We start from the raw sequence: 14,992 nt of genomic DNA on the forward strand, positions 1-14,992 counted from the left end.
TGTAGAAATGCTTTATGCATAGAAACCTCCTGTTTGTTTGTGTTTGTCGTGATTCACAAAGTAAACAAGGAGGTTTCGTTTTTAAAAGTTCTCCCGAAAAATTCGGGATGACTCATGTTTATCAAATTAAACGTTACCTAAACATAACTATATTGATACTATTTTGAATAACATACTCTAAACCCCAAGTTATAGCTAGTGTATGTAGATAATTGATAAGAACGACTGAAGGGTTGAGAATACTCAATACTGTCACTCCAATTACCCCCTCTAAACACTTTATAATCGCCAACTTCAGAACCTTTGGGATTGGAAGACCGCAGAGAACTATACCTTCCAAACCAGTCACTACACCATTCACTCACATTTCCGTTAATATCATAAACTTGAAACTTATTAGCTATTTTTTCTCCTACCTTATGGATTTTTTTTCCGCTATTTTCTAAATGCCAATCTTGATAGCCTTTGTTATCGCTGCTTTGTACACCTTTACTGCCTTTATTAGCACTAACTTTGGCAACATATTCCCATTCGGATTCAGTAGGTAATCGAAATACTTTTATTTCTCCCTTTAATTGTGCTTTCTCTGTCAGCCATTTACAGTACTCATTTGCATCATTCCAACTAACATGTATTACAGGTTTTTGAGCTGATTGTGGATCGTTCCCTACAAGTTCACCTCTTTCGTCATTTCTCCAATTGATATTCTGACGTAGAACCTTAATACTATCTTCGTGAAAAACATAACTAAATCCATTCTTTTCAGCATCAGTTTTATAGCTAGTTTCGGCAACAAATAGTTTGAATTGTGATTGAGTAACCTCATATTTACCCATTGCGAATGAAGTGAAATCTACAATATGCGCTGGATAGGCGTCTTCTTCCTCAGTAGCATCCGTGCCAATTTCTTCTGTTCCTGCTGGAATACTTTGAGTATCAGGTTCAATAGCTACAATCCTTTTCTTAAAATAAAAATCACTACCTAGTTGATCATATATACCCGTTATCTGCTCAAATTTTAGATTGAGAGAGTTTCTAGTTTTTTGCATTATTTCTCCAATACTCAACTCAGGAATACTAATATATTTTAGTAACTCACCTGTAAATGCGCCATTATTTCCGTATTGATTGTCATCTGCTGGTGCATTAATACTAGTTGCAAAGGCAATATATCCTCGTTTAAATCCACCTGGAATTTTAAAATTATTGTTAGCTGTCGCACTATTTTTAAACTTGGGAGTATTTCGACATGCATCGGATATTACTAGCGATATTTCTACATGAGACTTACTCATAATTTCTAAAATATCACTCAATCTTATACAGTTTGCATCAACATCACTACTATCTTTGATAACGGCATTGGTTGGAATTAGATATGTCTCACCATTATATTGTATCCCATGCCCACTATAATAGAGTAGTCCCACATTATTATTTTTTAGCTTCTGCCCAAATTTTTCTAATGCCTCATTAAACATGGATTTATCTAAGTCCTCTTTAAGAATCACTTCAAAACCCGATGCACTTAACTCGCGAGCCATATCGTTGGCATCATTCAATGTATTTTTGAGGGGCGGCAAATTTCTATATTTTTTTATACCAATTACCAAAGCAAGACGCTTTTCATTTTGAATGTCGTCCTCAATTGGTTTCATACCTTTTTCTTGAGCCCATGATTGCAGTGAAAAAGAGATAAAATAAAGTATTAGATAATAAGGTAATCTCATATCTCTAAAATAATTTATTATTCTATAATTGCCTAACACTAAGGGTCATTTTGACCACCAAGTGTGTAATTTATTCAACCTATATCCTACAAAATAACGTCTTTGTTGGAGCGTTTAAGCAACTCTGGCTTAATTTTAAATAGTTTATATTCATTCTGTATTGCGTTTTGAAAATCATTTAAAATATTATAAAGTGACCTTTCTTTTTGCAGAAAATTAGTCAATTTTTGTGCAAATTTCCCATCATTTGGAGTGGTATTTTCTTTAGTTGTTGAATTTAAAACAATAAGACGTTTAATATTTTTGAGATCTGTGGTCATTGGGGAAAAACCTGCATAATCCTCTACTTTTGCATTATCTGCACTTACAATAGGACGAACCATACGCGTTGCATCCAAGACAATGACTTTTAGTGCATCACTATTTTTATTGTTTAGGTCATTGATTAGTTGTAGTAAACTAATCCCTTGGTTAGGGATATCCTCCAATGTATTTAGTTTTGAATCTACAGGGAGTAAATAATTCAAACTATTCTTAAAATGTACACCATGACCAGCAAAATATAAGAATAATACATCTGCGTTTTTGGATTTTGTGCAAAAGTCACTGATATAACTCAACATCTTTTGTTTGTCAGCATCTGCTACACTGGTTACCTCAAATCCTGTATGTGTTAATGCTGTTTGCAAATTTTTTACATCATCATATGGATAATTACCTAATTTTCCATGGGCTTTATATTGGGAGTTTCCAATCAGTAAAGCGTATCTTTTTACGTCTTGTTTTTCAATTTTTATAGGTTTTGTAATATAAAACTTATTGGTGTCTAGTTTATAGGCCACTTTTATCCGAAGGCTATGCTCTCTTATTTTACTGATGGCAACTTTTGCTTCAAACATAGAACCTATTTGACTTTTGGGAGCAATCACTGGTAGTTTTGTATTTTCGTCATAAATTGTAAAGGTAAGATAACTCAATGGTGCGTTACAAGTCACATGACATTTAATATCAAAGGTATCTCTGGGCGATGAAACAGAAGAACCTTTATATTCATTAGACCAAGTAATATCTTCCAACTTTAGTGTATTGATAGGAAAATACTTCCTCTGAGCATAAATATCAGAATCCCAAGAAATGAGAGATGCCCAAAATAAAACTAATCGTGTATATAGCTTCATGATTATGTTTCTTAAATGTCCTAAAATTTAATATTTAATGCTAAACCCACTTGACTTTTGCTTGGTGAAAAGCTAACATTTCTTGAAACGTCTTTCCTGTGAGATAACAATAAGTAGGCTTCGTACACCAAGGCTACGACGCTTACGCCGACCGCTACAGTGAGTAATTCTGTTTTTTGTGCTGCCTTAGCCTCATTATAGGCAGCATTCCATTTATCTAAATCAGCTTGAGTTGCAAAGTTATTATTGCTTTGGGGCAGGGTTGCATCAAGCTCATTCAATAAGCTGGTCTTCTTATCAAAGTTTTGTTTTAGGAGCGATGCAAATAGTGCGCTTGAGATACCAACGGCTCCAACAGCAAGTTTAAGTCCTAGGGCGTGTGGAGTATTTGAAGTAATACCAGGCTGGTTGGGAATACTACAACTCTCAATCTCAACAGAGACACTGTATTTACCATCTAGGTAAACACTGTCCTTGACATAATCCCAAACTACTGTATTGTTTAGATTGATATCGTATTTGAATGGACCTCTAAAGTCAAGACTTTTCGCTTGTACTCTACTGCGACTAGCAGAGTCCACTAATATGATACTTTTTATCCTGTAACAATCCATAGTGGCTTGTGGCAATTTGTACAAAATTTTAATCTTTGAAAATTCCTCGGTTACAGCATTAACAACGACATTAATTTTCTGGCTATGCTGCTGAGCAAGTCCATTCCAAGAAAATAAACTAAATGAAGCCCAAACAAGGAATAGAATACTCTTCCTATTGGGTATAAATATGCTAAATAACTTCATTGTGTATATTTATAATAGTTTAATGTATAATGATAGTAAGGTGATTACCACTTTGATCTTTTCCCAGCATGTGCGCTATGATAGGAGTACTTGTCCTGTCATAGCACACAGTAAAACAAATATTTATGGCTGAATAGTAATTCTAAAGCCTGTTATATTACTATTACCATTAGGAGTTACATAACTTCTATCATAAACACTTGCATTGAGAAAAGGATCAATCCAACATCCGCCTCTCAATACCTTATTCGCTCCTGAAGAAGGTGGGGTAGGATAGGATCCATACCAATCTGAGCATATTTCGTAGATATTTCCTGACATATCGAAAACACCTAGCTCATTGGCTTTTTTCAGACCAACTGGATGAACTCTTAATGAACTATTAGTACTGTACCAAGCAGCTTCGTTAGGATCATTACTACCCGCATACGCTTTTCCGGTGGAGAGGCGTCCCCCTCTAGCTGCGTATTCCCATTCAGCTTCTGTAGGTAATCGATATGTCTTTTTAGTATTACTTGTCATCCAATCACAAAAAGCGATAGCGTCATAATAGCTGAGGTATAATGCAGGATTAGTATTGGTTTTTAAATTAGTATATAGAATACCTTCCGAGTCATATCGCCAATTAATCCCTGCTTTTTGTACAGGTGTTTGTCCAGGCTGTGTATAAATGAAGCTATATTTAGCTCTCTCCGCATCAGTTATATAGCTTGTAGCTTCTACAAACTTATTAAACTCTTCTACTGTTACCTCATATTTCCCGATGTAAAAGCTAGCAATAGAAACACTATGGGCAGGTTTTTCATCAGAGGCACCGTCATCTCTTCCCATAGTATATGTTGTCCCACTGACAAGAGCTGTCTCAATAGGCTTAACATAATAATAGGTACTTGTTAACGTATATGAATCACCACAAGTAGTGGTAATATTGGCCTGAATATCAAATTTTCCGTCAGGGATCAAATTTATATTTGTAGCACTAAATGGGGTAGTAAGGTTGGATGTTTCAGTAACTTTTAGCCCACCTTGTGATATGCTCCAGTCTACTTTGGCAATATCTGTAGTTGCAGAAAGTGCTAAAGATATAACAGATTGTGTTGACGTTGACGTGTTAGATACTGCAATAGACTGCACTTTTGTACATACTTTGGGTGCAGTATAGGTGTACTCTTTTGTAAGACTGTAAGTATCTCCACATTTGTTTAGGACTTTGGCCATAACGACAAATGTACCTTCACCCTTTAATGTCGCACTTGTTGAAAATGGAGAAGTGGACTGGCTATTTTGATACTGCTCGATGTTATTTAAACTTATACTCCAATCAACCTTTGTAATATCTTTTAAGTCTCCTGTAAGATTTAAGTTGATATTGAGAGGATTTTGAGCTGATGATGCTATAGCTGTCACGCCAGTAGCATTTACACAGGTAGTTGTTCCAGATCCACTTCCAGTACCTGGAGCTACGCCTTTTGTGTTGTCTATCAGTTCTAGTTTACAACTGAGTAATGTTAAACAAATTGAAAGAAAGAGAAAAGATTTTCTGAGTAACATACGTGTTTTAAGTGATTAAGTTTAAATACTTGATTCTTCAATTTAGGAGGTACTTCTAATTAATTATTATTTATGAATTCGGATACTGCGAAATATAAAATGCAGGATGATAATTATTGTTTTTTTTTTATTTTTCGGTAAAAAAATAGCAATCACATACTTGTTGATAGACTTTATGTATGGAGTAATTACAAAAAGTATAAGTACGTGCAATTGGAGTGTAACTATCATAGCTAAACGTCGTACCCTTCTTCTATATTCATTCCTAAATGATTCAATACCTTAATAGTAAAATTGAAAAATGAGGATTAATATAGTTTTACCTTGTTAAGCTATGATCTATAATTGCTAATTATCAGAAGTTAATGTACATTCAAACCAAACCCTTTAAGGGGACACAATGAGTTACTTTACGGTAGAAATCGATGGCAACATATCATGACATCGATTTCTACCGTAAAACAATAGGAAACTAATGAGAGCAATAAGTCTAATAACAAATTGATTCTTAAACCTCGATACATTAGCAATAACTAAGCACCTATGAGATTAGGTAAAATCGATTTGGAAACTAAGAGTACAACAATAATATCCTCTGCGATCGTAACAACAACTGGAGCAAAAGGAATAAAACCTAAGACTGTCCATAGTTTTGCATCAATTAAGCTGATTAATACAACTAATATTAAGCCTAATAGTATAGTCATGAAACTAATTTCAAATGAGGTATTAAAAGCTATTTGGAGTAGAAAAACTAGAACAGCTATAGGCTTAACTATAGCATGTGCCCATGTCCAAGCAACGGAGGCTCCTGGTATTTTTTCAACAAAATGTTCAACCAAGTAAAGTACCCCAAATAGCATTAGAAATCCATCTGTTGCCAAGGGACTAAAGTAGCTAGGGATTCCAGCAAACCATGTAAATCTTAATGCAAGGCCAATAAATAGAGAAGTAGCATAAAAGTCAACTGCTGCTAGTGAGATAAGCTTTAGTATCAATCCCATATTTACTACATGAGAAGGTACAATCTGAAAGGGAGATTGTGCCCATGAGGTAAAATCAATAAGCAGGCTAATACTGAATAATATTCCGAATAAAAAGTATTTAGTTTTCATACAATTGGTTGTTTTATTAAGAGTTATACTACTTAAAAGAGTCAAACAAGCATTTGTAAATTTGAAATATAATTTATTCGGAATAATTATTGAATTAAAGACTGAAAGTCTTTCAACAAAAATGTAAAGTCTTCTTCTTTGATGTTAGATTTATAAATAAATCGCCAAACTTGACAACTTGGACATACCAATATATTCACATGTTCTCCCCGATAGGTCACGGATATCCCCACAGTAGGATTAAAAGTGCAGTTTTTCACATACTGATCAATACCATAATTCTTACCATTTTTCAGAAATCTTTTTAATCTGTCTATTTGAGTTATTGATTGTATTTTCCATTTTTTTTTTATTACATATCCTTCAAAACCTTCATGAGAGTCTTGTTGTTTGTCCCCTAACCTAAATATTCTAATATCCTTACCTTGACATAAAATTAGGCTGGCACTATCTCCTAAAAAAAACCTTACAGTAGAATCCACCTCTACTTTTGGAGACTCTGTTTTCTTGATGGGTTTGTCTATCAATAGAGAAAACCCTGTCAAAAAAAGTACTATTAATAAAACGAGTTTATTCATAACAAATATGTTTTTCAAAGTACGGAATAACCTTCTCTAGTCCATTTCTAGACTTTCCTGACTCTATTACCTTACTTGCTAACAAATTCCACGAAATCATGTTTGGCGTGGCATAAGTATCTGCCAAAAGGGTATAAAAAGTATTTCTGAACAACCCTAAGAATAAAGAGCCACTAGTATAATTACTATAGGAAACTTGCCCTTTTGACGCTGCGGTCCAGGCGATAATCTGTGGTTGTGCATTATCCAAGAATAGTTTTTTAAGTCCCGTATAAGCGAGCTTATTTAACCCTATTGTACCATATTCGTCATTTTTGACTACTTGATTACAACAATCGCCTATAACAAGTGAGGTGATAGGTTTTTGTTTTCCCCATTTTTTTATCTGAGTTATAATACTGCTCATGTGGTAAAGTTGCTGATTCCCACACTCAAAACTTGGGAGGGTATTGCCTTTCTGATTTTGTCCATGCCCAGAAAAGTAAAAAACAAAAAGATCCTTCTGGTTAGAATTTACTCTAATCTTTACCTCATTCAACAAGTTATTGATTTGCATGGGTGTTATTTGATTCTTCATGGTTAACTCGAAGAACAAAGGACTTCCATAGCCTAATCCATTTGATACAGATGTGCAAAATTGCTTGATAGCAGTATAGTCACTCAATCTATCTTTGTCTCGTCCATTTTCGTCTTTACCAATCACAACACAAACATACATCTTTCCTAAACCTGTTGTTGAAGCGTATCCGGAGCTAGAGAAAATCAATAATAATTCGAATAGGATAATGATTTTTTTCATAATTTTAAACATGAGCATTTGACTTCTTGTGTTTTATCTCGGTTACGACTATAAATAGAGTGACCACGATAACTTGTAAATATTTTTTATAAAAATAATGAACCCATACTAATTCAACCCATTTGAGGCAATAATGAAGTCAAAAAAAACTACTGCATACGATTCTGACCAAAAACAACTATTTCTCGATTTATCATTAGAAAAAAGAGAAGCGTTTGAATATCTCTATAAAAAGATGCTTGAGTTATGCATGCCAAAAGCAAGTTCTTTTGGTATGTCTGATGATGACGCACAAGATTTACTACAGGAGTGTCTGGCCTCATTTGTAAATAATATTCGTATAGGTAAATATACTTGGCAACCTAACACGAAGATTACTACGTACTGTTTTTCAATTTTTCTAAATCATCTTCGAAAAAAGTATAACTTATCAAAGAGTTCTCAATTCACCGATATCAATAACTATGATTTGGATAATGGAGAGTTTTATGAGGAAGACTCAGATGAAGAAGAACAAGTTCGCATTCTCAAGCATCTCAAAAATGCCTTAGGTGAGCTAAGACAAGAATGTCAGGACTTACTACATTGGTTTTATGTAGAAGAACTTTCTTTATCAGAAATTGCTGAAAGACAAGGAATCACTTTGGGTACTGCTACAACCAAAAGATTCAGATGTTTCAGCTATTTGAGAGAAAAAATGTTAAGGTTTCAATAGAATTTGGTATAAATAGATAGAGTAATAAATAGTCACTCTAGAAATTAGAAAAATATGGATAAAGATTTAATTGATAAAATTCCACTCTATGTAAGAGGGATTTTACCAGCAGATGAGCAAAAATTTATACGAGAGCAAATTAAAGTAAATCCTGAGCTAGCGGAAGAAGTTAAACTTCAAGAAGGAATCATGAATGCTTTTAAGAGACTCAACTACAAAAAAATATTTGCCGAAATAGCAGAAGAAATTCAAGAAGAAAATGTAGCAGAGCCTATTCCGTTTTACCCTAACTCAATACAAGACAATGAGTCAAATCAAAAGAAAGCTATACCTTTCAGGCTACCTCTATCATTAGCTGCAGGGTTACTAATAATCGTTGGGTCATGGGTGGTGTATCAAAGTTTTTTTATGGAAACAAACTCTTCTCCTGAGTATTTAATGAATGGACATACAACTAATCAAGCTCTAATTGTTCCTACATTACCCAAAGGGATGGAAAATAGCGATATAAATGATAAAGCTTGGGCCAAGGATTCGACTGCTCTCTATCAAGCAGTACAACAACTTATTGATAATTCGGCGGATATGGAAACATTATCTCTTTTGGGTAAATTATCAAAAAGCCGGAAAAATCAAGCCCTTAAGCTTCAAGCAGAATGGTATTTGTCCATATATCAATGGAATTTTGGAGATAGAAACGAGGCTTTAAATTTATGGCGTAACATTATAAATTCAACTGATTCGCCCTACAAGGAGGATGCAAAAATAATGCTTACTGTACATAGTGAATCGGGTAGATAATAGAATAAAGTTATTGTCGATATCGGTAGATTATAGAATTATTTGATAAAGTATAAGAGCCATTTAATCTGTAAATTCTAGCTATTCATTGGCTATTTTAAATAAGTTTGGGGTTGACAATGATCAACCCCAAACTTAAGTACTATTGAGCAATAACTATTCTGAATCCGATGGCACCATAGGTATCGCCAGGGGCAGTTATATCACGATTAGCGACTCGTAAAACACGGTTTGTACCACTACTATATTGCCCATACCAGTCGTTACACCATTCCCAAATATTTCCAGTCATATCATTTGCCTCATTAATTAGATTATTCAGTATAGGAATATGCTAGTAATCTTTATTTTCAATAACTAAAGTCAAACGACGTTACGCTCTATCCAGCATATTTTGACTTAAAGGAATCATCCCTTTAGTTTGAGTACTCATTAGATTTCTAAGCAAGAATGAAATGAATATGAAGTAAACTTTCCATGAAGTTTGAGGGGTATAAAATAGTCATTTAATACTATTCCATTCTTAGAAAGTAATTATATCTCACTTTCCAAGTGAGGTTGTTATTTGAATAATCCTTGTTACCGAGTTACTTGATTGAGACTTTTTAACAAGAGAATCAATGGAGTTAAGAATTACCACTCGCCCATATTGATCTTGCTTTGTTTCTAGTTTTTCAAAATGATCTGTAGTAGCAAATGCAATGAGTGCTTCAACCCCATAAGGGTCAGAGCATTCAAAATGTTCCTTTAATTCTACCTCCCTATTTAGTTCATACTTGGTAATTTCTAACTCTTCTTTGTTCATAAAGAAATACATACCACTTGCATCCTTATAGATGATTCTAATTTTACAAGGGTGATTTGCGGCAACATGAATACTGAGTGCCTCACCTTTTGTAAATGATTGAGCTAGTTCTCCTTTATTTGTTCTCAGACGAATACTGAGTATACTTTTATCAATCTTTTCTGGGGTAGCAACAACATGTTTGATTACAGTATCAGCTTCTGATACTAGTTTTATATTGGGAATTAAATCAAATTGTTTTACTCTGTTTTTAGGTATAGCTACACGGCTTGTAGCTATCTTATCTCTTTCTTCGTTATAAAGATTAGTCTCAACTACTACATTATCACCCTCAATCATATAACAACCTTCTAATTGTAGAATAACATTAATGGAACGCCTTATTTCATTTATTTTTAATTGCCTATGACTTCTCGATAACTGTGCTTTTATATTACCAGTGATATAATCTGCCATAGGATTAATGACATTTTTTCCCTCGTATGTAATTTTATGTATATTAATCTCTTTGCTCTCATTTTTGGGTATTTTGATACTCAATTGCTCACAAATTCGATCAATAAGATCTTCAAGGGTATTATTTTGTGCTTTAAATATATGCTCAGGGAAAGGTTTAGCAGAGTTCATTTCGGTGGTTATAAAATCCATATAAGCAATTTTATATTCATTGGATTCTTGCTGCTTCTGAAAAGATATCCTATACCATTCGTAATCCTTGATTACTTCGCTCTTATTATCTCTATTAAAACCTTGAAGATATCGCTTTAAGTAGATATGGTATTCGTTCTTACGGGGAATATGAACTCTTATTGAAGAAAGGTCAAAGTTGAAACTCAGTCCACCAAAATATGTTACAGGTAGAGCATTGATGTATTCTCCTAATGTAATGTTTTTACTCGTACGCACATCATTACCTCCTAATGACAAGTCATTTGCTATTAATACTCTATCCAAATCAATAAAATACGAAATGAGTTTTTTTTCATCCTCTTCAGTTCCATCGGAGAGAAACAATTGCATTGAATGCTGAGTTTGTTTCAGCACTTCAAGGATTTGAGATAAATCTTTTTCCTGTTGAGTCGTAAAAGATGTCGAAAGAGTTTTTTGTCCTAATATCTGAAAATTCACAGATACTAATAACAATAGATATAAGTATCTAACTAACATAATCATATATGATTTTAGAAAAAGCAATAGGAGTTAGAAAATAAATCCCTAACTCCTAATACCCTGAAATAGAGTTCTTAATTTTGGTGTTTGATCTTAACTATGAGAGGAACTACAGTACCCTTAGCATCTCCTTTCAAAGCAAATCCGATACTTTCCGCTTGATAATCAATCTGATTAGCAGAAATAATCTCCTTACCCACTGCACTCAATACTTTTTGAGTAAATGTTCCCGAAGCTCTTCTAATGTCTTGAGATAGCTGATTGATGTCTAATTCATTTGCAGAATATAAGACTAAGAAATAATCATTTCCTGCTGAACTATCAAGTGTAAATGAAGCATTATTAGCAGGTAAAGTAGCCATATTATTTGATGGTATTAGTGCACTGACACCATCTTTATATGGGAATAACGAACTTACAGAGTTACTGTCATCAGAGCCTATGATATACACATAGCTAGACTTAGAATTTGAGATAGAAGCCTTAAAGCTAGTATTAGAAGGATAGGCATTCTTAATTGAATATTCTTTAATTAAAACTTCTTCTTGTGTCTCTGATTTGTCAGATGTCACAGTAATTCCGCGTGTCTTGACGTTACTTGATACCACTTCCATTTTACCTCCTGCATTGAGCAACAATTCCATTTTACCTGACATTGTTACTACGTTAGGAGTGGGCTCAATATCTGCTACTACTTCATAGGCATACGGCGTAAAAGTCACTAAATCTGCATAGTTTGCCCAAGTATAGCCCTCTTGTCCCCATTTGGTGCCCCAGCTATTAGAAATCAAAAAACCTCCTTTTTCATCATCATAGCCGATAATAGCCATAGCGTGTCCCCCCAAACTACTCTCAATTGTTTCGTTTGGCGAAGCTTTCCATGTCTCTTTTGCTAGAAAGAAAGATTCAGGAACCATCATACCAATTACCACCGGATTTTGAGTTTCTACTAATGCTGATTTGATCTTAAGGATTTTTTCATTTGTAGTCATTGTTGCTTCTAAATCAATGATAGGTGTGTACCCTGCAATTTTAAAGTTTGCTGCTTCTGTATTACAGTTGTCATAACGTTTTCCACAATCATAAGGTGCACATGATAATTTAGCAGCACCTTGATTTTTTAAAACTTCTAAAGCATCTGGTAGACGAGTTCCTTGGTCGCAACTACTTGATGATTGACGCTTAATTCTTTCGTATACATAGCTAGGTGAAAAAGCTGTGTTAAAGATTTTAGTCTTATCTGACAAATTAAGTTTTCTAGCTTCCATTGTGGTGCGCATGTAGTACGCAGTAGACCAACCAACACAAGTACCCCAATTTCCTTGATCTCCAATAGGTGGGCTGTACTTCAATAGGCTGTAAGCGGGCGGAAGGATTCCTCTAAATTTAAAATCTTTACTACGTTTTTTTAAGCTACTATATTGTCTGTCATCTGGGGTAAGTCCTAACTTATACTTAGGTTTTTGAGCTAATGCACCTATACCTCCCAATGTCAAACTTAAGATGGTAACTAGAGCCAATAAATTAAATGATGTACGTTTCATGGTTATTATTTTTAATGATTTAAATCGTTTGGTTTGAATGAGCTTATAGTTCTTTAATTATTATCTGACTTATCAGAGTATATCCTGGCTTTTTACTGTTTAGTTTACTTTTTGATGGCATTCTCTCGGCGGTGGATTGATTTTCTGAAATCGGGGCGCCTTTTTCAAATTTGGAGACATTATGATAGGTAGTTGCTCTACAAAACATCATACCCATAGAGTCTTTACGGAAATTATCAAAATAGGTAAAGTTGCTACTAACTAGGTCAAAATTCATTTTCTTTCCTTTAAGTAAATTAACAAAACCATCTAGTGCTAATTCATCAGTTGTTCCATCTTTCTTAATCATCTTTACAAACGATGATGTAGAGAATAATTCTTTGTGAATAAGTTCATACTTAGCATAAGCAGAATCGGCACTTGCAGTATTTTGCAAGGTCTTAGCTAAGGCTAAAAAACTTTTCACTTTTTTCTCAGCTGACCAATCGACAACTAATTCTTCTTCTACAATTTCAGGTTTAGGTTTGGGAGTTGGGGTTGGAGTAGGTCCAGGATTAATGGTTATTGGTAAACGTTCACCTGCTCTTGTAATACGATTTATTTTAACAAACTTTACATTGTTTTTTGAGTCCGTGTACACTACCGTTTCAAAATTTAAGGTATCCAAAACGTTTGAACTTAGTTGATTAGAAAGCTTTCCTTCCAGAGATAATGGAACCTTTACTTGATAGGTAAATACTAATCGGGGTGACTTTTGAATAATAGAATCTAAAGACTCTATAACTAAATCATCGCGGTTGAGCTCATAAGTAAAACCTTTTTTATAAATCGATGAATATACCTTAATCATTTCACTGGCTTTGAAAGTAGCTTTATCTACTATACTTTCTATTTTTTTTTCAGGTTTTAGATTGGCAGGAATTCCATGATTTACAACAGAACACGTATCCGCAGAAAAGAATAAGGCTACAAAATCCTTAGCTTTTTTGGCGCTTGGATCAGCAACTACCATAGGTACTAGTAGGTTTATCTCCTTTTGGTAAGCTTTAAGAAGATTATTAAGCGCTCGCTCATGAGAGCCTGGTATATCGTCTCTCATTTTTGAAAAACCTGTCAGTGTTAGTACGATAAATAACATTGATAACATCTTCGGGGAGTGTACTAAAAAGAATCTGTTCATTTGTGCGTATTTAAAGGTTGAATGATTATTTTGTCTACGGACCAGATACTAAGTTGGCCTTCGATTAGTGAACTTTCTAGCTGGATAGATTTTTCTTCCCAAGATTTGAACCACTTTGGAGAACTTAAATTTATCTCCTTGATTATCATTTTTTTGGAAAGATGTAAGCCATTAATATTTCTGCCAAAACTTGTCATGTATGACAGATTTATATTTCGAATCTTAAAGCCTTTGTCCAAGACATTAGGAATATTTTCTTTGTCTTTACAACCATTTATACTGATCGGTAATAGAACCTTATCAGTAGTTTCGAAAAAAATTGTATCAGATTTAATTTTTTTTTGTAGCAAAGCCAATGCTTCTTTCCTAAGGACTTCATCCTTATTTTTATCCATTAAAAGAAAGATATTTGTATAAAGCTGTGCTAAAATAGAGGTCATCACTAACTTGGTTGGAGGCTCATCATAGATCCAGCAGTTAGTAAATTCAAACTTTGACAAATGAATATCTTTAAATAGCTCTTTGTCTTTTGTTGCCGCAATTGTAATTAACCAATGTTCTCCTATTCGCTCAGTATGTAGTCTATCTTGTTGGGTTCCCCAGAGACTAACAGGAACGTCAAAGGTGATTGATATTTCATGCTGAGATTGACTCCTTTGGACTATAATTGCTTTTGAGGGGTCTAGAATGAAGGTAAACCCTTGCCAAAAGGTGTATGGAAGTTTTTTAACGAGTAATTCAAACGGTAATTTTTGGCGCTTAACCCTATAAAGACTATCATTTAGTGTTAGGTCAGGAAGAGGAATTTTTCTTGAAAGCTGATATTGATTTATAAGACTTAATATCTCTTTATTTCGGATACTTGAGTCTTTCGGAATACCTAATTGTTCTATAGATATTGAAAATTTCTGTAAACAAACCTTAGCAGAGTCAATGAACTTATCTTGAGCAAATAGTCTATCAGAGGGAAAATTCAAAATCAAAAAGAAAAGAAAAATCTTTTTCATATTATGAAGGATTAGCACG

The 14,992-nt window shown here is 34.0% G+C and carries 14 protein-coding genes; 2 read left to right on the plus strand and 12 right to left on the minus strand.

All coding sequences use genetic code 11. The features are described from left to right. Positions 1-158: 158 nt before the first annotated feature. The 7 genes from GVN22_RS24440 to GVN22_RS24470 form a co-directional block, all read right to left on the minus strand. On the minus strand, positions 159-1,730 hold the full coding sequence (locus GVN22_RS24440; protein WP_166553629.1) for an SUMF1/EgtB/PvdO family nonheme iron enzyme: 1,572 nt from the start codon (positions 1,728-1,730) through the stop codon (positions 159-161). 86 nt (positions 1,731-1,816) lie between these two features. Further along, on the minus strand, positions 1,817-2,908 hold the full coding sequence (locus GVN22_RS24445) for a caspase family protein (protein ID WP_166553630.1): 1,092 nt from the start codon (positions 2,906-2,908) through the stop codon (positions 1,817-1,819). A 20-nt stretch (positions 2,909-2,928) separates the two neighbouring features. Continuing rightward, positions 2,929-3,708 carry a hypothetical protein gene (locus GVN22_RS24450; RefSeq protein ID WP_166553631.1) on the minus strand — a complete coding sequence of 260 codons (780 nt, stop codon included), beginning with the start codon at positions 3,706-3,708 and terminating at the stop codon, positions 2,929-2,931. A 123-nt stretch (positions 3,709-3,831) separates the two neighbouring features. Beyond that, a complete protein-coding gene (locus GVN22_RS24455) occupies positions 3,832-5,259 on the minus strand; it encodes an SUMF1/EgtB/PvdO family nonheme iron enzyme (RefSeq protein WP_166553632.1) in 1,428 nt (475 codons plus the stop codon). Positions 5,260-5,792: 533 nt separating this feature from the next. Further along, on the minus strand, positions 5,793-6,374 hold the full coding sequence (locus GVN22_RS24460) for a DUF4126 domain-containing protein (protein WP_166553633.1): 582 nt from the start codon (positions 6,372-6,374) through the stop codon (positions 5,793-5,795). A gap of 86 nt (positions 6,375-6,460) precedes the next feature. Next, a complete protein-coding gene (locus GVN22_RS24465) occupies positions 6,461-6,952 on the minus strand; it encodes a hypothetical protein (protein ID WP_166553634.1) in 492 nt (163 codons plus the stop codon). Beyond that, positions 6,945-7,751, minus strand: coding sequence for a caspase family protein (locus GVN22_RS24470; protein ID WP_166553635.1), 807 nt, complete (start codon positions 7,749-7,751; stop codon positions 6,945-6,947). Before GVN22_RS24470 ends, GVN22_RS24465 begins: the two co-directional genes overlap by 8 nt. Before the next feature lie 133 nt (positions 7,752-7,884). Here GVN22_RS24470 and GVN22_RS24475 point away from each other — a divergent pair, with 133 nt between their 5' ends. After that, entirely contained in the window at positions 7,885-8,466 is a 582-nt protein-coding gene (locus tag GVN22_RS24475) for an RNA polymerase sigma factor (RefSeq protein WP_166553636.1), read from the plus strand. Between the two features lie 54 nt (positions 8,467-8,520). Then, a complete protein-coding gene (locus GVN22_RS24480; protein ID WP_166553637.1) occupies positions 8,521-9,267 on the plus strand; it encodes a hypothetical protein in 747 nt (248 codons plus the stop codon). Positions 9,268-9,409: 142 nt separating this feature from the next. Here the strand turns inward: GVN22_RS24480 and GVN22_RS24485 are convergent, their stop codons facing one another. From GVN22_RS24485 to GVN22_RS24505, 5 genes are all read right to left on the minus strand, one after another. Continuing rightward, positions 9,410-9,559 carry a hypothetical protein gene (locus GVN22_RS24485; RefSeq protein ID WP_166553638.1) on the minus strand — a complete coding sequence of 50 codons (150 nt, stop codon included), beginning with the start codon at positions 9,557-9,559 and terminating at the stop codon, positions 9,410-9,412. 249 nt (positions 9,560-9,808) lie between these two features. Then, entirely contained in the window at positions 9,809-11,239 is a 1,431-nt protein-coding gene (locus GVN22_RS24490; RefSeq protein ID WP_166553639.1) for a DUF4384 domain-containing protein, read from the minus strand. Positions 11,240-11,316: 77 nt separating this feature from the next. After that, positions 11,317-12,786 (minus strand): C1 family peptidase, encoded by a 1,470-nt coding sequence (locus tag GVN22_RS24495; protein ID WP_166553640.1) that lies wholly within the window; start codon positions 12,784-12,786, stop codon positions 11,317-11,319. 43 nt (positions 12,787-12,829) lie between these two features. Further along, positions 12,830-13,924 carry a hypothetical protein gene (locus tag GVN22_RS24500; RefSeq protein WP_166553641.1) on the minus strand — a complete coding sequence of 365 codons (1,095 nt, stop codon included), beginning with the start codon at positions 13,922-13,924 and terminating at the stop codon, positions 12,830-12,832. Positions 13,925-13,962: 38 nt separating this feature from the next. After that, the gene (locus tag GVN22_RS24505; protein WP_166553642.1) at positions 13,963-14,973 is read right to left on the minus strand and encodes a hypothetical protein; all 1,011 of its coding nucleotides are present in this window, start codon (positions 14,971-14,973) and stop codon (positions 13,963-13,965) included. Positions 14,974-14,992: the final 19 nt, after the last annotated feature.

It is taken from the genome of Cellulophaga sp. BC115SP, from assembly GCF_009905545.1.
In the GTDB taxonomy this organism is placed as follows: domain Bacteria; phylum Bacteroidota; class Bacteroidia; order Cytophagales; family Spirosomataceae; genus Flectobacillus; species Flectobacillus rivi.

Excerpts from the sequence above, each read along its gene's own strand:
- GVN22_RS24485 (WP_166553638.1), bottom strand. The coding sequence starts at position 9,559 with ATGACTGGAAATATTTGGGAATGGTGTAACGACTGGTATGGGCAATAT.
- GVN22_RS24495 (WP_166553640.1), bottom strand. The coding sequence starts at position 12,786 with ATGAAACGTACATCATTTAATTTATTGGCTCTAGTTACCATCTTAAGT.
- GVN22_RS24440 (WP_166553629.1), bottom strand. The coding sequence starts at position 1,730 with ATGAGATTACCTTATTATCTAATACTTTATTTTATCTCTTTTTCACTG.
- GVN22_RS24455 (WP_166553632.1), bottom strand. The coding sequence starts at position 5,259 with ATGTTACTCAGAAAATCTTTTCTCTTTCTTTCAATTTGTTTAACATTA.
- GVN22_RS24480 (WP_166553637.1), top strand. The coding sequence starts at position 8,521 with ATGGATAAAGATTTAATTGATAAAATTCCACTCTATGTAAGAGGGATT.
- GVN22_RS24450 (WP_166553631.1), bottom strand. The coding sequence starts at position 3,708 with ATGAAGTTATTTAGCATATTTATACCCAATAGGAAGAGTATTCTATTC.
- GVN22_RS24460 (WP_166553633.1), bottom strand. The coding sequence starts at position 6,374 with ATGAAAACTAAATACTTTTTATTCGGAATATTATTCAGTATTAGCCTG.
- GVN22_RS24445 (WP_166553630.1), bottom strand. The coding sequence starts at position 2,908 with ATGAAGCTATATACACGATTAGTTTTATTTTGGGCATCTCTCATTTCT.
- GVN22_RS24470 (WP_166553635.1), bottom strand. The coding sequence starts at position 7,751 with ATGAAAAAAATCATTATCCTATTCGAATTATTATTGATTTTCTCTAGC.
- GVN22_RS24465 (WP_166553634.1), bottom strand. The coding sequence starts at position 6,952 with ATGAATAAACTCGTTTTATTAATAGTACTTTTTTTGACAGGGTTTTCT.
- GVN22_RS24475 (WP_166553636.1), top strand. The coding sequence starts at position 7,885 with ATGAAGTCAAAAAAAACTACTGCATACGATTCTGACCAAAAACAACTA.
- GVN22_RS24500 (WP_166553641.1), bottom strand. The coding sequence starts at position 13,924 with ATGTTATTTATCGTACTAACACTGACAGGTTTTTCAAAAATGAGAGAC.
- GVN22_RS24505 (WP_166553642.1), bottom strand. The coding sequence starts at position 14,973 with ATGAAAAAGATTTTTCTTTTCTTTTTGATTTTGAATTTTCCCTCTGAT.
- GVN22_RS24490 (WP_166553639.1), bottom strand. The coding sequence starts at position 11,239 with ATGTTAGTTAGATACTTATATCTATTGTTATTAGTATCTGTGAATTTT.